The 22,262-nt window shown below is 64.7% G+C and carries 23 protein-coding genes; 5 read left to right on the forward strand and 18 right to left on the reverse strand.

What is annotated here, in order from left to right; genetic code table 11:
• Positions 1-63 precede the first annotated feature (63 nt).
• Positions 64-498: a DUF2147 domain-containing protein gene (locus A3M7_RS0107060; protein WP_027543294.1), complete on the forward strand. Its 435-nt coding sequence runs from the start codon at positions 64-66 to the stop codon at positions 496-498.
• A gap of 4 nt (positions 499-502) precedes the next feature.
• Here the strand turns inward: A3M7_RS0107060 and A3M7_RS0107065 are convergent, their stop codons facing one another.
• On the reverse strand, positions 503-1,648 hold the full coding sequence (locus A3M7_RS0107065) for a DUF3095 domain-containing protein (RefSeq protein WP_027543295.1): 1,146 nt from the start codon (positions 1,646-1,648) through the stop codon (positions 503-505).
• 220 nt (positions 1,649-1,868) lie between these two features.
• Between A3M7_RS0107065 and A3M7_RS0107070 the strand changes: the two genes are divergently transcribed.
• Positions 1,869-2,255, forward strand: a complete 387-nt coding sequence (locus tag A3M7_RS0107070; protein ID WP_027543296.1) for a hypothetical protein — start codon at positions 1,869-1,871, stop codon at positions 2,253-2,255.
• Positions 2,256-2,259: 4 nt separating this feature from the next.
• Here A3M7_RS0107070 and A3M7_RS0107075 read toward each other — a convergent pair whose 3' ends face one another.
• The 9 genes from A3M7_RS0107075 to A3M7_RS0107115 form a co-directional block, all read right to left on the reverse strand.
• Positions 2,260-2,469 carry a hypothetical protein gene (locus A3M7_RS0107075; RefSeq protein ID WP_027543297.1) on the reverse strand — a complete coding sequence of 70 codons (210 nt, stop codon included), beginning with the start codon at positions 2,467-2,469 and terminating at the stop codon, positions 2,260-2,262.
• A gap of 128 nt (positions 2,470-2,597) precedes the next feature.
• The gene (locus A3M7_RS0107080) at positions 2,598-3,320 is read right to left on the reverse strand and encodes an SDR family NAD(P)-dependent oxidoreductase (protein ID WP_027543298.1); all 723 of its coding nucleotides are present in this window, start codon (positions 3,318-3,320) and stop codon (positions 2,598-2,600) included.
• The gene (locus A3M7_RS0107085; RefSeq protein WP_027543299.1) at positions 3,313-4,695 is read right to left on the reverse strand and encodes a class I adenylate-forming enzyme family protein; all 1,383 of its coding nucleotides are present in this window, start codon (positions 4,693-4,695) and stop codon (positions 3,313-3,315) included. The genes A3M7_RS0107080 and A3M7_RS0107085 overlap by 8 nt, the downstream gene beginning before the upstream one ends.
• Positions 4,682-4,927, reverse strand: a complete 246-nt coding sequence (locus tag A3M7_RS0107090) for an acyl carrier protein (RefSeq protein ID WP_027543300.1) — start codon at positions 4,925-4,927, stop codon at positions 4,682-4,684. The genes A3M7_RS0107085 and A3M7_RS0107090 overlap by 14 nt, the downstream gene beginning before the upstream one ends.
• Before the next feature lie 151 nt (positions 4,928-5,078).
• The gene (locus tag A3M7_RS0107095; protein ID WP_027543301.1) at positions 5,079-6,893 is read right to left on the reverse strand and encodes a long-chain-acyl-CoA synthetase; all 1,815 of its coding nucleotides are present in this window, start codon (positions 6,891-6,893) and stop codon (positions 5,079-5,081) included.
• 227 nt (positions 6,894-7,120) lie between these two features.
• The gene (locus tag A3M7_RS0107100; protein WP_027543302.1) at positions 7,121-7,396 is read right to left on the reverse strand and encodes a DUF3551 domain-containing protein; all 276 of its coding nucleotides are present in this window, start codon (positions 7,394-7,396) and stop codon (positions 7,121-7,123) included.
• Positions 7,397-7,602: 206 nt separating this feature from the next.
• Positions 7,603-9,477, reverse strand: a complete 1,875-nt coding sequence (htpG, locus tag A3M7_RS0107105; RefSeq protein ID WP_027543303.1) for a molecular chaperone HtpG — start codon at positions 9,475-9,477, stop codon at positions 7,603-7,605.
• 122 nt (positions 9,478-9,599) lie between these two features.
• The gene (locus A3M7_RS0107110; RefSeq protein ID WP_027543304.1) at positions 9,600-10,022 is read right to left on the reverse strand and encodes a hypothetical protein; all 423 of its coding nucleotides are present in this window, start codon (positions 10,020-10,022) and stop codon (positions 9,600-9,602) included.
• A gap of 247 nt (positions 10,023-10,269) precedes the next feature.
• On the reverse strand, positions 10,270-10,869 hold the full coding sequence (locus tag A3M7_RS0107115) for a nuclear transport factor 2 family protein (RefSeq protein ID WP_027543305.1): 600 nt from the start codon (positions 10,867-10,869) through the stop codon (positions 10,270-10,272).
• Between the two features lie 186 nt (positions 10,870-11,055).
• On the opposite strand from A3M7_RS0107115, the gene A3M7_RS0107120 reads away from it, so the two are divergent.
• A complete protein-coding gene (locus A3M7_RS0107120; protein ID WP_245284207.1) occupies positions 11,056-11,829 on the forward strand; it encodes an energy transducer TonB in 774 nt (257 codons plus the stop codon).
• 72 nt (positions 11,830-11,901) lie between these two features.
• Here the strand turns inward: A3M7_RS0107120 and A3M7_RS0107125 are convergent, their stop codons facing one another.
• On the reverse strand, positions 11,902-12,708 hold the full coding sequence (locus A3M7_RS0107125) for a response regulator (protein WP_027543307.1): 807 nt from the start codon (positions 12,706-12,708) through the stop codon (positions 11,902-11,904).
• Positions 12,709-12,933: 225 nt separating this feature from the next.
• On the opposite strand from A3M7_RS0107125, the gene A3M7_RS0107130 reads away from it, so the two are divergent.
• Together A3M7_RS0107130 and A3M7_RS0107135 are read left to right on the forward strand one after the other, a co-directional pair.
• Positions 12,934-13,167 carry a NepR family anti-sigma factor gene (locus tag A3M7_RS0107130; protein WP_027543308.1) on the forward strand — a complete coding sequence of 78 codons (234 nt, stop codon included), beginning with the start codon at positions 12,934-12,936 and terminating at the stop codon, positions 13,165-13,167.
• The gene (locus A3M7_RS0107135) at positions 13,167-13,715 is read left to right on the forward strand and encodes a sigma-70 family RNA polymerase sigma factor (protein ID WP_011090521.1); all 549 of its coding nucleotides are present in this window, start codon (positions 13,167-13,169) and stop codon (positions 13,713-13,715) included. Before A3M7_RS0107130 ends, A3M7_RS0107135 begins: the two co-directional genes overlap by 1 nt.
• A 98-nt stretch (positions 13,716-13,813) precedes the next feature.
• On the opposite strand, the gene A3M7_RS0107140 is transcribed toward A3M7_RS0107135, so the two are convergent.
• The 7 genes from A3M7_RS0107140 to A3M7_RS0107170 form a co-directional block, all read right to left on the reverse strand.
• On the reverse strand, positions 13,814-14,515 hold the full coding sequence (locus tag A3M7_RS0107140; protein WP_027543310.1) for a nitroreductase: 702 nt from the start codon (positions 14,513-14,515) through the stop codon (positions 13,814-13,816).
• Between the two features lie 127 nt (positions 14,516-14,642).
• Positions 14,643-15,887, reverse strand: a complete 1,245-nt coding sequence (locus A3M7_RS0107145) for an acyl-CoA dehydrogenase (RefSeq protein ID WP_027543311.1) — start codon at positions 15,885-15,887, stop codon at positions 14,643-14,645.
• A 9-nt stretch (positions 15,888-15,896) separates the two neighbouring features.
• On the reverse strand, positions 15,897-17,144 hold the full coding sequence (locus tag A3M7_RS0107150) for an acyl-CoA dehydrogenase (RefSeq protein WP_027543312.1): 1,248 nt from the start codon (positions 17,142-17,144) through the stop codon (positions 15,897-15,899).
• A 145-nt stretch (positions 17,145-17,289) separates the two neighbouring features.
• Entirely contained in the window at positions 17,290-18,417 is a 1,128-nt protein-coding gene (locus A3M7_RS0107155) for an acyl-CoA dehydrogenase family protein (RefSeq protein WP_027543313.1), read from the reverse strand.
• A 160-nt stretch (positions 18,418-18,577) separates the two neighbouring features.
• Positions 18,578-20,449 (reverse strand): AMP-binding protein, encoded by a 1,872-nt coding sequence (locus tag A3M7_RS0107160; protein WP_027543314.1) that lies wholly within the window; start codon positions 20,447-20,449, stop codon positions 18,578-18,580.
• A gap of 43 nt (positions 20,450-20,492) precedes the next feature.
• On the reverse strand, positions 20,493-21,299 hold the full coding sequence (locus tag A3M7_RS0107165) for an enoyl-CoA hydratase/isomerase family protein (RefSeq protein ID WP_027543315.1): 807 nt from the start codon (positions 21,297-21,299) through the stop codon (positions 20,493-20,495).
• 197 nt (positions 21,300-21,496) lie between these two features.
• Positions 21,497-22,255 carry an SDR family NAD(P)-dependent oxidoreductase gene (locus tag A3M7_RS0107170; RefSeq protein WP_027543316.1) on the reverse strand — a complete coding sequence of 253 codons (759 nt, stop codon included), beginning with the start codon at positions 22,253-22,255 and terminating at the stop codon, positions 21,497-21,499.
• Positions 22,256-22,262 lie beyond the last annotated feature (7 nt).

Consider the following 22,262-nt stretch of genomic DNA (forward strand, 5'->3'; position numbering starts at 1 on the left):
TCCATCCAGGGTTGCGCTATCCCGCTAGGCTGCTATGGAGGCGCTCCACTTCGGGGCCTTTCCATGATTACCAGATTCGCTACTCTCATCGTCCTTCTGGCTGCGCTGCTTGGCGCGACCACCGCCCAAGCGCAGAGCGCCGACGGGACCTGGCTGACGCAGGCCGGCGATGCCCGCGTCAAGATCAGCAAGTGCGGCGGCGGCATCTGCGGCCATATCGTCTGGCTGCGCGAGCCCTATGACACTGCGACCGGCCAGCCTGCGACCGACAGCAAGAATCCCAATCCTGCGCTCGCCAAACGCTCGATGATCGGCCTGCCGTTGTTCAGCAGCATGCAGCCGTCCGGCTCAAACAAATGGTCGGGCCAGATCTACAATGCCGACGACGGCAGCACCTATGCGAGCAGCGTCACGGTCACGGGTACAGACTCGCTGCGGGTCGAGGGCTGCGTCGGCGCGCTCTGCGGCGGCGAGACCTGGACGCGCTCGGGACACTAGCGCTTCAAGCCATCATCGCCTTCAGGGCCGTCGCCGCCGAGGCATAGCCGCCCCGTGCGCCGTCGATGAAGTGCACGTGGTCGCTGCGCAGCGCCGACGGCGTGAAGCAGGTCATCATCGCGGCGTCCTGCTGGTAGAGACCGTAGCGAACGATGCCGTCGCGCGCGGCAGCCACGAGACGATCGCTGAGGGCGCGTTCGAGCTCGGCCGTGCAGTCGAGGATCATGCGCAGGCCGTCGTCATATTTCCTGAAGTCCGAGTTCTCGACCACCTGACGTTTGTAGAGGCTGGGCACGAAGCCGCCCACGTTGAGGTCGAAACGCATGATCAGATAGACGAACAGCGTGTAGGCCAGCACGCTGGCGCGACGCGCAAGCAGCGGGCCGCCACGCCTGGTGCGGGCTTCATAGTCGAGCCCCTGCGGCGGCCATTTCAGCGGCGGCCCCTGCGGTGGCACCGGACGGGCGCCGTCTGGGCTGCGCTCGACGAGGTGAATGACGCCCTCGATCACCTTGCGGAACGCCAGCGGGTCCGCGCCACGCACCGGCATCACCAGAACCGACAGGATCAGGCCGCGCGAGGCCGGAATCACCTCGAAGCGGCAGGACAGGCCGGACAGATCCGGCTGCGTGCCGGCCGGCGCCTCAGCGACGGCGAACTCGCCGCGCTTCATCGCGGCGTCGGCCCAGGCGAGCCCGCCGCCGGAGAACATCGCATAGGACAGGTTCGCCGACGGACCGAAGCGGGCGACGCGCACGTCGAGACCTTGCGCCCGGATCGCACTCACCGGCACCAGCGCAACACGCATCGTCAGATCGAGATCCTCCCGCACCCAGGTCGCGGTCGCAGCCAGCGCGTCGCGGGCGCGATCGAGATCGCCGGGCGCGACCGCAAAGCTGGCGCCGTCACCGCCGAACACGAAGGGAAATTCCCGTCCCTCCAGCGCATTGGTCACCGCCGCGATCACGGCGGCGCCGGCCATGTTGACTGCCTTGTAACGCTGCGCCGCGATCGCCTTGGTGGAATCGACGATGTCGGCGACACCGATGCTCCAGTCATCCGGCAGCGGCGCATAGAGCGCGGGGTCCATCAGGCTGGTGAAGCCGCGGAAGACGGGAATGCCGCCATAGAAGGATTCGCCTGATGTCATCGGGGGATGCCGAATGGTTGGGACGCGTCCAGGAGAAATACGTGGCAGGATCGATTCGGGTTCGCCGGCCGATGCGCGGCGAAGCCCCGATCATTGGCCGAAATGGAGGCGGACAACAAGATCGCACCGCGCCGCAATGCCGCAGTTCGTCATTGATCGGCATCAAACAGCCGGCCGCAAATGACGTTTACGGTTGAGCTATCTGAAATGGTTGCGCGGGATGATCGGGGTGTCTGATTTTGGCAACAAGGACTCCACTTCGCCGGTACGCCGACGCACGGGGCTCGATGCGGTCAGTGCGGTGAAAATGCCGGAGGTGCTGACCGCCAGCGTCGATGCCTGGGCCGAGGCCCATCAACTGTCGCGCTCGGATGCAATCTGCAAACTGGTGGAGCTCGGCCTGAGGATTGCGCCTGCCGCACCGGCTTCAGGGTCCACGGTCGCCTCGGACGCGACCAGGCTCGAGGAGCTCGCGGTGCATGAGATCGAGGGACTACTCGATCCCGCATTGCCGGAGGACGAACGCGAGCGCCGCATCCGCCGCCTCACCGAAGGGCCGCCGGAATTCTCACATGAACGGATTGACCTGCCGAAGCACCGGACGTGAGCGACTAGTGCAGCTTCTCATCCTCACGCTTGCGCAAGGCGTCGACAGACGCGTCATGGCAGCCGACCAAGCGCACGAATTGCTGCGGGTACATCTCGTGACCGTGATCGCCGGAATTCTGATGCGTCATCGGCGGGCAACGGACGTCGTCCGGCTTCGCGCACGCTTGCTCCGTCCGGCCCTGATTTGAAGCGGTCATGTTTCGCGTGGTCATGGACTGCTCCCTGTCGATTGGGGCAGATCGATTGACGTAACCCAATCGATTGCGGGGGCATCTTACGACCAAATCCGGTCGAATGTCATTGCGCCGAATCAATGCAATTGTGGCGGCGAGGTTCCGCTTTACGCCGTGTTCCCGGCGTCGACCGTGAACACGGTGCCCGTGACGTTGCGGCCGCCCTCGCCAAGCAGATATTCCACCATGCGTGCGACGTCTTCCGTCTCCGGCAGCCGGCGCAACGCACTTCGGCCCGCGATGCGCTTGCGTCCCTCGTCGGAGAGATTGTGGGTCAGCTCGGTGTCGATGAAGCCAGGCGAGATCGCGTTCACGGTGATGCCGAGCTTGCCGACCTCGCGCGCGAGCGAGCGCGTGAAGCCGGTGGCGGCGGCCTTGGTCGCACCATAGACGGACAGGCCGTTATAGCCGGTGGTCGCGATGATCGAGGAGATGTTGATGATGCGGCCGGCGCCGTCGGCCATCATCTGCCGCGCGACATATTTGGTGAGGATGATCGGCGACAGCACGTTGAGCTGCACCAGCGCCTCGATCTCGGAATTGTGCATGGTGGCGAGCAGGCCTTCGGTGCCGAGGCCGGCATTGTTGACGAGGCCGTAGATCGGGCCGAATTCGTCACGGATGAGCTTTGCGAAAGCGGGAATCGCGTCGATCACCGCGAGATCGCAGGCGCGGAAGTGCAGGCGGCCCTCGGACTCGGCGATCGCCGCCTTGAGTTCGTCGCTCTCGCGCCGTGCCGCCGCGATCACGTTGTAGCCGGCGCCAGCCAGGCGCTTGCCGATCGCAAGGCCGATACCGCGGCTGCCGCCGGTGACGAGGACATTATGCATCGGTGCGCGCCAATTTTCCGGCCGGGGTGACATCAAGCGTCTCGACGAAGCGGATCACCGCCGGCACCTTGTGGGAAGCGAGCTGGGCGCGGCACAGATCCAGGATCTGGTCGCGAATCTCCTGCACGCGCGCCGGATCGGTGCCGTCGGCGAGGATCACGTCGGCGACGACAATGCCGCCGGTGATCGGACTCTTCCGCGACTTGGCCCGCGACATCCGCACGTCGGAATGGCGGTTGATGACCGCCTCGATCTCTTCGGGGTGGACCTTCAGCCCACCGATATTGATGATGCCGCCGCGGCGGCCGACGAAATAATAGCGGTCGCCGCGCAGCTCGACGATGTCGCCGCTGTCGACAAACCCATCGTCGTCGGTGAGCGCGGTGGCGTTGCGGCCGATATAGGCATGCGCCGTGCGTGTGGAACGGATGCGCAGCGAGCCGTCCACGATCTTCATCTCGACGCCGTTGCGATTGCCGAGATAGTCGGCCGGAAAGCCTTCGAGCCCGTCATTGACGGCGAAGCCGACGCCGGCCTCGGTCGAGGCATAGGCATGGCCGACGGAGGAATCGGGGAACGCCGCCTTCAGGCCGTCGAGCACCGCCTGGTCGGCGATCTCGCCGGAGAGACGGACGTAAGCCGGCGCGAATTGCGCGGCCGAGCCGCTCATCAGAAGCTTGCGCCAGTGCGAGGGCGTACCGGAGATGTGCGAGACGCCGCGCGCATTCAGCCGCGTAACGTGATCGGAGAGCGCCTCATGCGGATCCGACAGCACCATGGAGCCGCCGGAGAGAATGGCGCGGAGGAAGATCTGGAGGCCGCCATAACGGCGAATGTCGTAGAACGTCGCCCAGACCGGCGCCGGTCCGCGCGCGGGGCCTTCGGCGACGATCGCGCCGGTCAGCGCTTCCAGCGTATGGCCGGCGATCTTGGGTACGCCTGACGTGCCCGAGGTCAGCATCAGCCATTCGGTGGCGCGCTCGGTCTGCGCGGGCACGGTGGTTTGAAGCGGCAATTGTGCGGTGACGACCAGCGGCACGCCGGTCTCGGCCCAGCGATCGGGCTCGTCGGTGACGACGGCATCGATCCCGGCATCCGCGATCAGCGCGTCCAAATAGGTCGGGTTGAGATCGGGCGGACACAGCAGCATGCGGCGGGCGATGCCGTCGAGCTCGATCATGGCAATGCCCGACCGCAGCTGGTCGGACAATTGGAGCAGCACGGCGCGGCCGGACAGCTCGCGCAGGCGGCCGCGCAAGACCGTCTGCGACAGGATGTCGGTCAGCGACACGACATCGTGCGCATCCGACAGCGTGCGGCCCTTCAGCTCCGCGCCGAGATTGTCGCGAAGCGCAAAGGTCTCACGCGGGGACATTTTCGTAGGCCCGCACGAAATCGCCGATCGTGGCGGGGAACGCTGCGTCCTCGGAAATGGTGAAGGGATCGACGCCTGTTTCGTCCTCGAGCCGAGCGACGAGGATCGCGAAGGCGAGCGAGTCGAAACCCGTCTCGTGCAGGGACAGATCGTCCGAGAGTGCGGGAAGCGTGACGTGCTGTTCCCTGGCGATCTGCTGGATCGCTTCAATGACCTTGGACCTTACCGACATGGTTGGCTTGCCTCTTGCTTTGTTGATCGATCGGATGTCTTGCGGCGGCTCTTGATGACCGCCTCCCCATGAGGTCTGTTTACCCGACAGAAGTAAATGGCTTCTTGGACAATTCAGATAAAATTGGACCTATCTCCGGATTTCGGCTCCGCTAGAGCCTGATCGTACCACCCGCGATCTGAGCATAGGCGCCGGAATCGAGTGCGACATAGGCGCCGGACTTCGGATCGAGCATGAATAGCGGATCGGAGATCGCGCCCGGGTCAAATCCCTCGCGCGCGAGCTCGCCTTTCTTCTGCTTGAACGTCTCGGTCGCATCGAGCTCCCGCGAGATGCGGATGAAGACCGGGCGGGCGTAAGCCGGCAGGCGCCGTGCGAGATGCGCCGGCAATGCCGCGACGTCAAAACCCTCGTTCACGACGATCGCGCTCATCCCGGCGCGGCCATCAGTGCCGACGATGCTGACGCCGTAAGTGGTGGCGTCGATGACGCCGGTAAAATCGCGCATGGCGTCGTTGACCTCCGAGGTCGCGACGTTCTCGCCCTTCCAGCGAAAGGTGTCGCCGATACGATCGACGAAATGAAAGAAGCCCTTGTCGTCGAGCCGCATCAGATCGCCGGTGCGGAACCACGCATCGCCCTTGGCGAAGACGTTGCGCAGGATCTTCTTCTCGGTCTCGCCGGCGTCGGTGTAGCCCTCGAAGCGGCCGCCGCCCTGGTCCGCCGTGCCGATGCGGCCGATGGCTTCGCCCGCCTCGCCGCGGGCGGAGGCAATGCAAAGACCCTCTTCATTGCGCAACGGCGCGCCGCTATCAGGGTCGAGCTTGACGAGGCTCGCAGGAAAGCGATGCGCGAGCAGCGGCGGGATGCGCCCGATCGCGCCCGGCTGACCCTCGACGTTGAACAGGGAGAAATTGCCTTCGGTCGCCGCATAGAATTCGAGGATGCGGGGAATGGCGAAGCGGGACTGAAAGTCCTCCCAGATGTCGCCGCGCAGGCCATTGCCGCAGACGAGCCGCAGGCGATGGCGGTTCTCGTATTCCGACGGCGGCGCCTTGAGCAGATAGCGGCAGAGCTCGCCGATATATTGGAACAGCGTGCAGTCGTGGCGCACGATGTCGGGCCAGAAATTCGACGCCGAGAACTTGTCCGCGATGACTACCGAGCCTCCGGCAGCCAACATGCTGCACGGCGCGACGATGCCGCCGACCGAGTGGAATAGCGGCAGACAATCGTAGAGCCGATCCTGTGGGCCGGCGCCGGTGAGGCCGGCGAACCAAAAGCCCCAATTGAGGATTCGGCGATGGCTGATGCTGGCGGCCTTGGGCAGGCCCGTGGTGCCGGACGTGTAGATCAGCAGTGCACGGTCGTCGATGGTGACGTCGCCGTGCTCTTCGGGATAAAGCGGGCCGTCGTCGAGAGCGGCAAGGGCGACATCGATGGCACGTTCGCTGCGGGCATCGCCATGGGTCCAGACCTTGGCCTCGGTCTTCAGATGCGGCTTCGCACTCTCCAGCGTCTCCACCAGGTCGTGCGCGACGATGATGTGCAGGGGCCTCGCAACATCGAGGCAATGGGCGAGCGATTGCCCGACAAGCTTGGTATTGATCAGCGCGACCACACCGCCGACGCGGCTGATGCCGAGCCATGCGGCAACATAGTCGATGCCGTTTGGCATGATCAGGCCGACAGTGTCGCCCTTGGCGACGCCGACCGAGCGCGCCCAGCGCGCATAGCGGTTGATGCGTTTCGACAAACCTTCGTAGTCGAGCGTTGCGTCATCCGTGACCAGCGCAACGCGATCGGGCTGACGCTGCGCCCAATCGTCGATGACGTCGGCAAACAGCCGGCCCGGCAGCGTCTCGATCCGCGCAGTGAGCTCGATCGCCTTCAGCCAGATCTTTGACGCCGATGGCGCGCGCGCGGCCTTCGGTTGCTCGATGACGCCGGTGGTCATGCCGTTCATGCTTTCGGAACGTGTCTGCTGGTTCCGCCAGCTTAGTCCGCGCGCCCTGCCCAGGTGTTAAGAGACAAGGTAAAAGCCCGTTAGTGCGCGATTAACTCTGGTCATCCTTTACCAGGCCGACGGGACCGGCGCGCGGCCTGGCGTGATCCTTGCGATAGCAAATCGACGACGATGCGGCTGATGCCGCATCACCGAGAGGCGCACAATCGGGCGATCTGTGCGGATCGCTAGTGCACCTTCTTGTAGGGCCGGCGCGGTGGCGGCCCGTTAAAGGCGTAATAAGGATTGACGTCGCACGTCGCGGCGAGCCCTGACGCCGTGGCACGGCATTGCTCCAACGAGGTGAAGGAGCAGTCGAAATAATCACCGCCCCCGCCGCCGGGGCCGCCGCCAATGTAGCGGTGCATGCAAACGGGATAGGCCGGATCGTATCTCTGCGCGCTGGCATCCGCTACGCCCAGCAGCGTGAAGATCGCGGTGAGGGTCAGGAAGGGCAGGCGCATGGAGAAATCCTCGTATCGGTCGCGCCGGCGACTCTGATGCCGGCGACCTCATATGGCATAACACCGCGCCGGAGGCGACCGTTCCCGAGGACAGATGACGGCAAGGTGAGTATCGCGCGCTGTAGAGACGCGACCGTTTCGGCGGTTGCCTTGCACAAGCCCGCAGGCGTCACGGCCGGGACTTGCCCCGGCCTGACGCGTAGCGGCTAGCCGAGCCCCTGCAGCACCAGCCGGTTCAGCCTCGCTGCAAACGCCGCCGGATCTTCCGGCAATTCGCCATCCAGGATCTGCGCCTGCTCGAGCAGGAGCAGGCCGAGATCGTCGACCGTCTTCGAGCCGGCCTGCGCCTTGGTGATCGCGGTGACCAGGGGATGGCGCAGATTGATCTCGAGGATCGGCTTGGTGCGCATGCCGCGGTTCTGCTGCGCCAGGATGCGCTCGAGCTCGCGGCTCGGGCCCTGGCTGTCGGCGACGAGGCAGGAGGCGGAGCTCGTGAGGCGCGTCGAAGCCTTGACGTCGCTGACGCGCTCGCCGAGCGCGGCCTTGATCACGGCGATGGTGGCGGCTTCATCCGCCTCGGGCTCGTCCTTCTTCGCTTCGTCCTTGTCGTCGAGGCGCGGGATCAGGTCGAGGTTGAGATCGCCCTGGCTCAGCGACTTCAGCGGCTTGCCCTCGAACTCCGTCGGCATCGAGGTCCAGAACGCATCGACCGGATCGGACAGCAGCAGCACCTCGATGCCGCGCGCGGTCGCCGCCTCCAGCCGCGGATTGGATTTCAGCCGCTCGATGCTCTCGCCGACCAGATAATAGATCTCGGTCTGGTTCGGCTTGAAATCGGCGATGATCTGCTTGAGCGACCGCTTCTCGCCTGACGTCGTGGTGAAGCGCGACAGCGCCAGCAGCTTCTCGCGGCGCTCGAAATCCTCGTAGATGCCTTCCTTCAGAACCGCACCGAAGGCGTCCCAGATCTTGGCGAAATTCTCCGCGTCCTTCTCGGCGAGGCTTTCGAGCTCGGACACGACGCGTGTCGCCACGGCCTTGCGGATCTGGGCCAGCTGCGGATTGTTCTGCAGCATCTCGCGGGAGATGTTGAGGGGGAGATCCTCGCTGTCGACCACGCCGCGGATGAAGCGCAAATAACCCGGCAAGAGGTCGGCATCGTCGGTGATGAAGACGCGGCGGACGTAGAGCTTCACCCGGCCCTTGCGGTTCGGCTCGAACAGGTCGAACGGCTTTGTCGACGGCGCGAACAGCAGCACGGCGTAGGAGTAGCGGCCCTCGGCGCGGTAGTGCAGCGTCATCGCGGGATCGTCGAAGGCGGATGCGATCTGCTGATAGGCCTTCTTGTAGTCTTCTGCCGAAAGCTCGGATTTCGAGCGCTGCCACAGCGCGCTCGCCGAGTTGATCTGGCGCGGCTCGCCCTCTTCCGGCACGAGCTCGATGGGAAACAGGATGTTGTCGGAATAGGCACTGACGATGCGCTCGATCTCGTAGGTCTCGAGATATTTCTTGGCGTCGTCCTTCAGGTGCAGGACGATCTCGGTGCCGCGCACGACGCGCGCCGCTTCCTCGTCGCTCGCCCGGGCGATCTCGAAGCCGGAGCCGCCGGAGGACGTCCAGCTCCAGACGTCGCTCTCGCCGGCGCGGCGGCTGATGACGACGATCTTCTCGGCGACCATGAAGGCGGAATAGAAGCCGACGCCGAACTGGCCGATCAGGCCGAGGCCGTCCTTGGCCTCCCTGAGTTTGGACACGAAGGCCTTGGTGCCGGAGCGGGCGATGGTGCCGAGATGGTCGATCAGCTCCTGCCGCTCCATGCCGATGCCGTTATCGGCGATCGTGAGCGTGCCGGCCGTCTTGTTCGGGATGATCCGGATCTTGAGCGCGTCGCCCTCGCCCAGCAGCGCCGGACTGGCGATCGCCTCGTAGCGCAGCTTGTCGCAGGCATCCGAGGCGTTGGAGACGAGCTCGCGCAGGAAGATGTCGGTCTCCGAATAGACGGAGTGCACCATGAGGTGCAGCAGCTCGGAAACCTCGGCCTGGAATGGCTGCGTATGCACAGCCGTATCTGACGTCGTCATGCGTTTACCCGGTCAATCGAAATGGAAAACCGGGATATAACGCGATGAGACAGCGGATCAAGAGGACGTGAGAAGCCGCCCCTGCCCGCGGCAGGGGCACCTGTCCCTTGGCCCCAGGGCGATCAGGTCACGCAGCGGCCCGGCTGGAGCAGCTTGGCGACCTCGGTCAGGGAGCTGACCATCGGCTCGCAAGCGATGGTCGGCTTGTTGCGGCCCTGCTTCTGGTTCTGGTTCTGGTTCTGGTTCTGGAGCGCCGCGGGCGGCTTGGCGTTGCCGGTCTCGATCACCGCGGGGACCCGCAGCAGCACCGAGGTATCGGCAAGGTCGTTCAGCCGCATCGACACGGTGCGGGTGGAAACCGTTCCCGGCTTGATCTCGGCGAGCCGGTCGGCCTTGCCGGTCCGGTTGACGTCGTGGCCGGGCTTGTCGGCGACCGCCTGCCAGCGGTCGGCCAGATCATGGCCGGAGGCCAGTTGTACCTGCACCGCGCCGAGCGTTGCGACAATCGCGACGGCGCTCAAAAATACCTTTTGAATCTGTGACATGGCTGTCGACCCCTCGCCCCATGGCGATCGCGGGAACAACGCGGCCGGAGGAGCGGGGGTTCTCGGCAGAAACGATCACTTAACCGTGTGCAAAAAAGTCGCGCCCCGAAAAATATTTCCGGAGCCCTGGAACGACTTTCGCGGCTGGGAGTCGTCTCAGCAGCCGGCTATTCCCCCCTGCCCCATAAGCCGGCGACGTAGGGCGCGACTGTGGTGATGCCAGTCGCGCCTTACTTTTGTCTGGGGTTCACTTCGCCTTCCCGGCCAGCCACGCCCGCCCCTCGCCATAGAGCTTCTCGACCTCGGCGCCGGTCAGGCCCGGCATGTCGCGCTTGACCTTGTAGCCGATCAGCTCCTGCATGTAGGCGAGATGGCGGTAGCCTTCGGGAAGCGCGGCCAGCGCTGTCTGGTCAAGGCGGAGTGTCGCAGCGGGATCGACCGGGTCGATCCGGTCCTTCTCGTAGATCGGCTGGCGGCGGACGATGCCCCAACGGCCCTGCCGCTTCTCCAGGAAATCGTAGAAGCGTCCGGTGCAGACGACGTCGCAGAGCACATCGTGCACGCCCGCGCGCTGCGAGATCGTCATCTTGGTCTGCGCGATGGCGCGCTCGCCGGACAAATCGATGCTGGTGCCGCCGAGGAAATGCAGGATGCGGACACCCTTGGCAAAGCCCTCCTGGCTGACGCGGATGAAGTCCCGCGCCGGTCCCTGAAACCAGGTGGCGGACATCCAGCCTTCCTCGTGCCAGACAGTCGCAAAGCGCTCCCAGTCGCCAGCATCGCGCCACACCGCCCAATTCTCGACGAGATCGCGGATGGCGAGGCGATCGAGGAGTTGCTGGTCCATGATGCGAAATCTCCTGACGGCTTGAAGCTGCGATGGATGTCATCGGCCAGACGTATCAACGGGGCAATTTGGTTGCCGTCAAGCGGGCTTCCCAACCCTTCGAATTTGCCCGCACCCGCGCGAACGCGATACGAGCAGTGAGACTTGCAATCAACCTGATGGCGATTAGTATCCGGATTGATGCAGATGAAATTCCCTTTGTTGGCCGCCCTCCTCGGATTGCTCGCGGCTTCCCGCTCTTATGCCCAGACTGAACCGCAGAGCGACAGCGCCAAAGCCTGGAAGGCGAGGCTAACGGCGCACATTACCAGCAACAGGTTTTTCCCAGTTGAAGCAGGGGGGCAAACCGGCCAAGCCAAAGTCACATTCGTTATCGACCGGTCCGGCAGGTTGATCTCGCGGGCGCTGGCTGAAAGCACCGGCTCGCGGCCGCTCGATGCTGCTGCGTTGGAGATCGTCGCCCGCGCCCAGCCGTTTCCGGAGCCGCCTTCGGAGCTGAAGGAGGATACGTTCTCTTTCACGGTGCCGATTGTCTTCAACGGCCGCCAATTCCAGGTGCCGTCCTCCGGGTTGGTGCTGAGCCGGACGGGTCCCGCCCTCACGGAGTCCGATGCCATGGCCGCCTGGCGCAAGATGGTCACCGAACATGTCTGGCGCAACAGGGCGTTTCCGCCAGACGCGATAGGCCTGAAGGGCGATGCCGGCGTCACATTCGTGGTCGACCGCTCGGGCAAATTGATCTTGCACGCGTTGGTAGAGAGTACAGGCTCCCCACCGCTGGATGCGGCGGCTCTCAAGATGGTGGAGCGGAGCGAACCATTTCCGAAGCCACCTCCGGAGGCGAAGGACGATCTCCAGAGGGTTACCGTCCTGATGACGCTCGACGGAACGTATCGGCCGTGGATCGAGGACGAAGCCAAGGTAAAGGCCAAGATCAACAATGTCTGCCGAGGCTGCTGAAGCAGGAGGCCGGCGAATAAAAAAGACGGCGCGCCTTGCGACGCGCCGTTCTCTTATTCGATAGAGACTTCCTTACGCCGCCGGCGCCTTGGGCGCGCGGTTGCGCGAGTTGCGCTGGAAGAACAGCGCCTGGCTCGCCACCGCCGACACCATCGCCGGCTGGAACGGCTTCGAGATCAGGAACGCCGGCTCGGGGCGCTCGCCGGTGAGGAAGCGCTCGGGATAGGCCGTGATGAACACCACCGGCACCTCGAAGGTGCGCAGCAATTCGTTGACCGCATCGAGTCCCGACGATCCGTCGGCGAGCTGGATGTCGGCGAGGATCAGGCCGGGCCGCCTGTTCTTGGCCAGCGCCACAGCATCGGCATGGGTGCGCGCGACGCCGACCACGTTGTGGCCGAGATTCTTCACCAGGCTCTCGAGATCCATGGCAATGAAGGTCTCATCCTCGATGATCAGCACTTCGGTGGCGATCTCCGCCGCCATCTCGCGTCCCGCGGCGTCCGCGAGCCGCCGCGTCTCGGCGACATCGGTGCCGAGGATGTAGGCGACTTCCTCTTCCGAGAATCCCTCGAGCGAAAGCAGCAGGAAGGCCTGCCGCGGCAGCGGCGTGATGTTCGACAGCCGCCGCTCCGGCGGCATCGGCAGGGTTGTCACCTCGGCGTCGTCGTTGACGGAGACGGAATTCCAGATCTGGGTGAACAGCCGGAACAGGCCGGCCCGCGGCCCATGGCTCTCGTCGAGCACGGCGGGATCCCCGAGCATGGCTTCCAACATGGCTGCGACATAGGCGTCGCCGGAAGCCTGGCTGCCCGTCAGGGCGCGTGCATACCGGCGCAACAACGGCAAGTGTTCAGCGACAAGCTGTGAACGGGACATCCCCACTCCATTCATCTTCGGACCGACCTTAGAAGACTTAGAGAGATCACGAGGGGAGGCCCGGGTTCCCCTGCTCGGGCTGTCTACGTCTCAGGGCAAGAAAAGTTCCGTAGCTGGCGGAACTTTTTCTCGAACCTGGAATTGAGCCTATCCAGGGAACGGCTCCCGGTTGAGAAAACTTCTCGAATTTACAGTCACTTAACTCGGGGAAACGTGGAACAGGTCATGAAAGATCTCAAGTCTCAAGCCAGCAAAAGCACGACCCCCGGCAAGGGAGGGCTCACTCCGGAGATCCAATCCCGGATCGGGCATCAACTCCGCGCCATGTACGACGACGTCGTCCGGCAGGGGGTTCCGGATCGGTTCGCGGAACTGATCAAGAAGCTTGATGCGCCGGGAGCGACACCCCACGTGGAAAATGAGGGCGGATCCAACGACAACAACAATGGGAGGGATTAATGCCTCTCACGGACTCCCTGCGTAACGACATCCTCGCGGCCGTGCCAAGTCTGCGCGCGTTCGCGATCTCGCTCAGCGGCAACGCCGACCGCGCCGACGATCTGGTGCAGGAAACGCTGTTGCGTGCGCTAGCCAACATCGACTCCTTCCAGCCCGGCTCCAACCTGCCGGCCTGGCTGTTCACGATCCTGCGCAACCTGTTCCGCTCCGACTATCGCAAGCGGCGGCGCGAGGTCGAGGACGCCGAGGGCAATTATGCGAAGACGCTGAAGACACAGCCCTCGCAGAACGCGCATCTCGAGTTCGAGGAGTTTCGCACCGCGCTCGAAAAGCTCCCGCAGGACCAGCGCGAAGCGCTCATCCTGGTCGGCGCCTCCGGCTTCTCCTATGAGGACGCAGCGTCGATCTGCGGCTGTGCGGTCGGCACGATCAAGAGCCGGGTCAACCGTGCGCGATCGAAACTCGCCGCGCTGCTCTATGTCGATGGTGCCGAGGATTTCGGGCCCGACGAGACCGTGCGCGCCGTGATCGGCGGCAGCGGCGGCTAGCGGCAGGCCGTCATCGGACTGAGGCGACAAATGGAAAGGCGGCCGTTCACGCGGCCGCCTTTACGTGCGTCTGATGGCGCTGCACTTGAGCCAATAAATCACTTGTCCACGAAGGTCACGGTCTCGGCGACGCTCGCCCGCGAGGTGCGGTAGCTGTTGACCTTGTGGGCGTGGTCGGCATAGCCGAACGAGATGCCACAAACGACGCGGCGGTCATCGGGCAGATTGAAGTGACGGCGGATCAGGCCGGAGTGCCGCGCCAGCGCCGCCTGCGGAATGGTGCCGAGCCCGAGCGCCTGGGCGGCCAGCATGAAATTGGAGACATAGGCGCCGCAATCGATCGCGCCGTAGATGCCGAGCGGCTCGTTGGTGTGGATGACAGCGACATGCGGCGCGCCGAAGAAATTGTAGTTCTCCAGCGCCTGCTTGGCGTAGCCCATCTTGTCGCCGCGGGGGATCCCGAGCGTGTTGTAGAGCTGAAACCCGCTTTCGCGGCGGCGATCGAGATAGACGCCGACATATTCGCGCGGCGGGATGAAATCGTAATCGTCGCCGAGTCCGCCGGAGGCTTCCTTGTAGATCAGCTGGCGAAAGCGCTCCTTGGCCTCGCCGCTGGCGATGATGACCTCCCAGGGCTGGCTGTTGCACCAAGATGCGGTGCGCTGCGCGGTCTTCAGCACATGCTCGATGGTGGCGCGATCGACCTCCTTGGGCAGGAAGGCGCGCACCGAGTAGCGCTCGTTGAGCAACTCTTCGAGCACGCCGATGCGGTCTTCGGTTTGGCTCACTTTTGCATCCATGTTTAGCTCGTGCTCTTTTCTCGTAGGGTGGGCAAAGGCGCCGTAGCTAAAGGCGTGCCCCGGCGCATCTGCATATGGTGGGCACGCTTCGCTTTGCCCACCCTACGAGATACCGCGAGACGTGAGATCAACGCCCCTTGGTCGGGATCTTGTTGTACGGCACGTCCTTGTCGACGCGGATGTCACCCGGCAGGCCCAGCACGCGCTCCGCGATGATGTTGCGCAGGATCTCGTCGGTGCCGCCGGCGATGCGCATCGAGGGCGAGGACAGCAGCATCTGCTGGAACTGGCCCTGCACCGTCTCCTCATCGCTGCCTGTGAGAACGCCGGCCGCGCCCTGGAGGTCCATGGCGTAGGTCGCGATGTCCTGGAGCATCATGCCCGAGACCAGCTTGCCGATCGAGTTCTCCGGACCCGGCCGCTCGCCTTTCGACAGCGCCGAGATCGCGCGGTAGCTGGTATATTTCAGCCCGCTCGACTTCACCGCCCAGCTCGCAAGCTTGGAGCGCACCGCGGGATCGTCGATGGCGAGACCGTCCTCGAGCATCAGGTTCGCGCAGAACTCGAACATTTCGGGCACACCGGTCGCAAGCCGCGAGCCGATCGACATGCGCTCGTTCATCAGCGTGGTCAGCGACACGCTCCAGCCCTCGCCGACGGCGCCGAGGCGCTGGCTGTCCGGGATCACCACGTCGGTGAAATAGACCTCGTTGAACTCCTGCATGCCGTTGGCCTGCTTGATCGGCCGCACCTCGACCCCCTCGCTCTTCATGTCCAGGAAGAACATGGTAAGGCCCTTGTGCTTGGGCACGTTCGGATCGGTGCGCGCGATCAGAAGGCCGAAGTCGGAATAATGCGCGCCCGAGGTCCAGGTCTTCTGGCCGTTGACGACCCAATTGTCGCCCTTCTTCTCCGCGCGCGTGCGCAAGCCCGCAACGTCCGAGCCGGCCGAGGGTTCGGAGAACAGCTGGCACCAGATCTCCTCCCCGGAGGCGAGCTTCGGCAAGTACCGGCGCTTGGCGTCCTCGCTGCCGAAGGCCATCACGGTCGGGCCGCACATGCCCTCGCCGATCTGGAACGGCTGCGTCAGCTTGCCGTAGACGCCCTCCTCCTGCTGCCAGATCACGCGCTCGATCGGCGTGGCGCCGCGGCCGCCATATTCCTTCGGCCAGTGCAGGCAGGCCCAGCCGCCCTCCGCCTTCTTCTTCTGCCAGGCCTTGCCGACATCGACGATGTCGTGCTGGGCGAGCCGGATGCGGCCGAGCGAGGATTTTGACAGCTCCGCCAAAAACTCCTTCGGCGCGTTGCCCTCGACCCATTTGCGCGCGGTCTCGCGGAATGCGGCTTCCTGCGGGGTGTCGTCGAAGTTCATGGCAGACCTCTAACCTCTTCCCTTCGTCGGGATCTTGTTGAACGGCACGTCCTTGTCGACGCGGATGTCGCCGGGCAGGCCCAGCACCCGCTCGGCGATGATGTTGCGCATGATCTCGTCGGTGCCGCCTTCGACACGGGTGCCCGGCGCGCGCAGCAGCATGGCCTGGAAGCGGCCGGCGATCTCGGCATCCTCGGGGCCGCTGATGACACCGCTCGCGCCCTGCAAGTCCAGCGCGTAGGTCGCAACGTCCTGGATCATCGATCCGGCAACGAGCTTGCCGATGGAGTTCTCCGGCCCCGGCCGCTCGCCCTTCGACAGTGCCGAGATCGCGCGCATGCTGGTGTAGCGCAGGCCGCTCGCCTTCACCGCCCAGTTCGCGAGCTTCGAGCGCACCGCCCTATCGTCGATCGCCGGACCGTCCTCCAGCATCAGGCTGGTGCAATAGTCGAACAGTTCGGGGAAACCGGTCGAGACGCCCGCGCCGATCGACATGCGCTCATTCATCAGCGTGGTCAGCGAGACGTTCCAGCCGTCACCGACCTCGCCGAGGCGCTGATGGTCGGGGATACGCACGTTGGTGAAATAGACCTCGTTGAAGTCGGAAGCACCGCTCGCCTGCTTGATCGGCCGCACCTCGACCCCCTCGCTCTTCATGTCCAGGAAGAACATGGTGAGGCCCTTGTGCTTGGGCACATCAGGATCGGTACGGGTGAGCAGGATGCCATAGTCGGAATAATGCGCGCCCGACGTCCAGATCTTCTGGCCGTTGATGACCCATTCATCGCCATCCTTCTCCGCCCGCGTGCGCAGGCCCGCGACGTCGGAGCCGCCGGCCGGCTCGGAGAACAGCTGGCACCAGACCTTTTCGCCTGATGCGAGCGGCGGCAGATAGGTGCGCTTATGCTCCTCCCGTGCGAATGCCATCACGGTCGGCCCGCACATGCCGTGGCCGATGATGAACATATGGGAGAGCTTGCCGAACGGCCCCTCTTCCTGCTGCCAGATCACGCGCTCGATCGGCGACGATCCACGGCCGCCATATTCCCTCGGCCAGTGCAGGCAGGCCCAGCCCGCATCGGCCTTCTTCTTCTGCCAGGCCTTGGCGACCTCGAGGATGTCAGCGTTCTTGAGCTGGGTGCGGCCAAGCGAGGATTTGCGCAGCTCGTCCTCGTACTGCCTGGGCGCGTTCGCTGCGATCCAGGCGCGTGCGGTGGCGCGGAATTCGGCTTCCTGCGGGGTGTCGTCGAAGTTCATGGTCTTGTCTCTTCTTCCGTCATTCCGGGGCGATGCGAAGCATCGAACCCGGAATCCAGAGGTTACTTACTCATCTCGAGATTCTCAGATGTGCAATTGCACATCGTAGTTCGCCGCGTTGCGGCGCCCCGGGATGACGACAACATCAAGCCGCGTTCTTCTTGCGCATGCGGTCGATCAACCGGTCTTCCCAATAGGACAGGCTGCCGAGGGCCAGCGCCATCGCGTTCGCCCGGCGGTAGTACATGTGGCAGTCGAACTCCCAGGTGAACCCCATGCCGCCGTGCACCTGGATATTGTTCTTGGCGCAGTGCTGGAACGCCTGCGTTGCGCTGATGCGCGCGGCGGCGGCGGCTTCCGGCAATTCGGATGCGTTGGTCGAAAGCGCCCAGGCGCCGTAATAGCTGTTGGAGCGCGCCAGCGTCGCCGAGACGTACATGTCGGCAAGCATGTGCTTCACCGCCTGGAACGAGCCGATCTGGCGGCCGAAGGCGATGCGGTCGAGCGCGTAGTCGCGGCCCATCTCCAGCGCGCGGTCGGAGCCGCCAACCTGCTCGAAGGCGCACAGCACGGCGGCACGGTCGAGCACCTGGGTGAGGATGCTCCAGCCCTCGCCGGCCGCGCCCAGCGGCTCGGCCTTGCAGTCCTTGAAAGTGATCTCCGCCTGGCCACGCGTCGGATCAAGGTTGGTCAGGCTTTTCACCTCGACGCCGCCGCCCTTGAGATCGACCAGGAACAGCGAGATGTCGCTCTCACGCCCGCTCGACCCCGTGCGCGCTGCAACGACGGCGAAGTCGGCGATCGCGCCATCGGCCACGGGCTTCTTGACGCCGTTGAGCACGCCATTCGCAGCAGTGAGCTTGATGGCCTTCGGCGACGGATTGCCCTTGCCCTCGAACAGCGCCAGCGTCCCGATCGCCTCGCCCGAGGCAATCGCCGGCAGCCACTTCTTCTTCTGCGCGTCGCTGCCGGCGATCAGCAGCGCTTCGGCGGCGAGATAAACGGTCGAGGAGAACGGCACCGGCGCGTTGGCCCGGCCCATCTCTTCCGCGATCACGCACAGCTCGAGATGGCCGGCGCCCGCGCCGCCGAATTCTTCGGGGATTGCGACGCCGAGGAAGCCCATCTCGGCGAGGCCCTTCCAGAGTTCCTTGTCGTAGGGAGCCTTGCCGTCGAGCACGACGCGCACGGCCTTGGGCGGGCATTTTTCGGTGAGGAATTTGCGCGCCTGGTCGCGGAGTTGCTTCTGGTCGTCGGAGAAGTCGAAGTTCATGGCGGCTTGCTTTCTTATTGGGTCACTTGAATTGATGCCGTCATTCCGGGGCGCGACGACGTCGCGAGCCCGGAATCCATTTCGCCACGCGTATGCGGCCCGATGGATTCCGGGTTCGCGCTATGCGCGCCCCGGAATGACGAATGGAGAGAGGAGTGCTTCATCGCAGCACGATCACATCCTGATCCGGCTTGTCCGCATAGAGCCGCTCCACCAGCACAGCCCGACGCTCCAGGCCGGCGCGCTGGTTGATGTAGCCCTTGTCGGTCAGCTCATTGCCGTCGATCGAGGGCGGCTCGACCATCAGCATGGCGCGCGCGATGATGCGGCTGCTGGCGCCTTCGCACTCCCTGTTGTGCGCTTCCAGACCGCGCCTGAAACAGGCGATCACCTCGGGATGTTTCACGGCCTGCTCAAAGCTGAGATCGGGATTGCCGACAAGCTGGCGGCAGGCATGCAGGTTCGGCCAGGCGAGCAGGCCGATGAAGGCGCGATCCTGCCCTGCGACCAGCGCGTCATGCACGACAGGCGTTGCGGCTGCGATGGTGTCGGTGCGGAGCGAGCCGACATGGACGAACGTGCCGGTGGTCAGCTTGAAGTCTTCGACGACGCGCCCGGCAAAGATGATGCCCTTCACCGGATCGGCGTCGTCGACGAAGATGCCGGCGTCGCCGATGCAGTAGAAGCCTTCCTCGTCGAACATCTTCCTGGTCAGCTCCGGCTGGCCGAAATAGCCGGGCGTGACGTTGACGCCGCGCAGGCGCAGCTCGTATTTCGAGCCGCACGGCACCATCTTCAATTCGACGCCGGGGAACGGCAGGCCGATCAGGCCGACGCGCTCGGTGTCCCAATAGGTGCCGGTCGAGGTCGGCGCGGTCTCGGTCGAGCCCCAGCCGGTGTAGAACACGATGCGCTCGCCGGTGGTCTTCACCGCGAGAGCCTGCATGCGGTCGTAGAGATCGTCGGGCAGCCGCGCGCCGCCATAGGCCATGATCGACAGGTTCTTGAAGAAGGAGCGGCACAGCGCATCGTCCTTCTCCATGGCAGCGGCGAGCGCGGCATAGCCGGCGGGCACGTTGGCGTAATAGGTCGGCGAGATCTCGTGCAGATTGCGCAGCGTCTCCTCGAACTGGCCCGGCATCGGCCGGCCGTCGTCGATATAGAGCGTCCCGCCGTCGACCAGGATGGGATGGAACGCGGCATTGCCGCCCATCGTGTGGTTCCAGGGCATCCAGTCCAGCATGGTCGAGATCGGTCCGCCCGGATCGCGCGGCCGCACCTGCATCATCATCGCGGCATTGGCGCACATCATGCGCTGCGTGTTGATGACGGCTTTTGGCATGCCGGTCGAACCGGAGGTGAAGAGCAGCTTGCCGACGGTGTCGGGCGTGATTTTGTCAATCGACTCCGCGACAGCGGCGGTCACCGGCGTTGCCGCAAGCTCGGCAAAGCTGACGCTCTTGATGCCGTCGCAGGGCCGCAAGACGTGGACCACGGTGACGCCGGTAAGATCGAGCGCTTTGAGTGCCTTCTCAAAGGTCGGGCCGTCCTGCACCATCACCACGGCCGGCTTGATCAGGTCGAACAGGTATTTCAGCTTGACGTGATCATGGCTCATCAGCGAGTAGGCCGGCGACACGGGAGCCGCCGGAACGCGCGCCTGCATCGCCGCCTGCGTCATCAGCGCATGCTCGATCGAGTTGCCGGACAGGATCGTGACCGGGCGGCCATCGAGGCCAAGATTGAGCAGGCCTTGCGTCAGCGAATCCACGGTGCGCTTGGCGTCGCCGTAAGAGACCTTCCGCCATTCGCGGTTGGGGCCGCCGCGCTGGGCGAGCCAGACGCGCTCGGGTGCATGCTTCGCCCATTTGGCGAGCGAGGCCGGGATGTGCCTCTCGTGAGGTTGCAGCGGAATGCGCGACTTCAGCACCACCGTGCCGTCGCCGCGGCGCTCGACGTCGATGTCGCGTGCCAGCCACTCGACCTTGCGAAAGGCGGGCTTCGTCATCACCGCCGCCGCGCTGCCACTCATTTTGCGTCTCCCGGAATTACTGTCCTTTGCGGATCTTCGTCGTTCAGCGCCTGATATAGACAGGCTTTCGCTTCTCAAGGAAGGCCCTGATGCCTTCCGAAAATTCCTCGGAGCGGCTGCACAGGACCTGATTGCGGTCTTCCATCGCGATAACAGCTTCCAGCGATCCGGCATCGACGCTCATGTTGAGGCATTCTTTCGAGAGGCGTAGACCCACCGGCGAGGCCGTGATCATCGCATCGATGTAAGGCTCAGCCGCATCATCGAGCTTGTCCTCGTCGACGACCTCGGAGACGAGACCGACCGCGAGCGCCCGCTCGGCGCCGATGAAGCGCCCCGTGAGGATCAGCTCGGAGGCGACGGAGACACCGACGAGGCGCGGCAGAAAATAGCTGGTGCCGATGTCGCAGCCGCCAAGGCCGAGCTTGATGAAGGCGCAGTTCATCCGCGCCGATTTCGTCGCGATGCGGATGTCGGCCGCAAGCGCCAGCGCAAAGCCGCCGCCGGCCGCCGCGCCCTGCACCAGCGCCAGGATCGGCTGCGGACAGCGCCGCATCAGCATCACGATGTCGGCGATGCGCCGCTGCGAGTCCAGGGATTCGGTGACGCCGGGCGGCTCCTGCTGCCCAGCCCGGCGCGCCATCGCGGCCTTGAGATCGAGGCCCGCGCAAAAATTCTTGCCGGCGCCCTTCAGCACCACGAGGCGCGTCTCGCGGTTGCGCTGGAGGCCCTGGAAATAGACGTTGAGCGCATCGATCAGCGCGGGATCGAGCGCGTTGAGGCTGTCGGGACGGTTGAGCGTCACCCGGTCGACGCCGTCGTTGTGCTCGATCAGCAGGGGTTGGGACATGCGCGACTTCCTTCATCCGCAACAATGGTGCCGATTGCTGCGCCCTCTCCCCTTGTGGGAGAGGGCATGTACGTCGCTCGCCGCGCATTCGCTCGGGTGAGGGGTCTGCCTCCACAGGTGAGATCGCGGAGAGAACCCCTCATCCGTCGCGCTGCGCGCGCCACCTTCTCCCACAGGGGGAGAAGGGGAAGAGAGCTTTACCGCGGCGCCATGCGGATGGCGCCGTCGAGGCGGATGGTCTCGCCGTTCAGCATCGGGTTCTCGACGATGTGCACCGCCAGCGAGCCGTATTCAGCGGCATCGCCAAGGCGCGCGGGATGCGGCACTTGGGCGCCAAGGCTCTTGCGGGCCTCTTCGTTCAGGCCCATCAGCAGCGGCGTCAGGAACAGGCCGGGCGCGATGGTGTTGACGCGGATCTTCTGGCTCGCGAAGTCGCGCGCGGCCGGCAGCGTGAGGCCGACGACGCCACCCTTCGACGCCGCATAGGCGATCTGGCCGATCTGACCTTCATAGGCCGCCACCGACGCGGTGTTGATGATGACACCACGCTCCTCGCCAATCGGCTCGACGGTGACCAGGCGCTCCGCGAACAGCCGCAGGCAGTTGAACGTGCCGATCAAATTGACGTTGATGATGCGGGCGAACTTGGCGAGCGGATAGACGCCGTCCTTGCCGACGATGCGCTGCGAGCCGCCGATGCCGGCGCAGTTCATCAGCACGCGCGCGACACCGTGGGCGGCTTCGGCCTTGGCGATCGCAGCCTTGATGCCGTCCTCGTCGGTGACGTCAGCATGCAGCGCGACGCCCTTCACCTCGGCCGCGACCTTCTCGGCGTTTTCCTTGCTCTGGTCGATCACGCCAATCTTTGCGCCCTTGGCGGCCATGGCGCGGGCGGTCGCGGCACCAAGGCCCGAACCACCGCCGGTGATGAGAACGGCTACGTCTTTCAACTGCATCGCAAAT

It is taken from the genome of Bradyrhizobium sp. WSM2254 (assembly GCF_000472645.1).
In the GTDB taxonomy this organism is placed as follows: domain Bacteria; phylum Pseudomonadota; class Alphaproteobacteria; order Rhizobiales; family Xanthobacteraceae; genus Bradyrhizobium; species Bradyrhizobium niftali.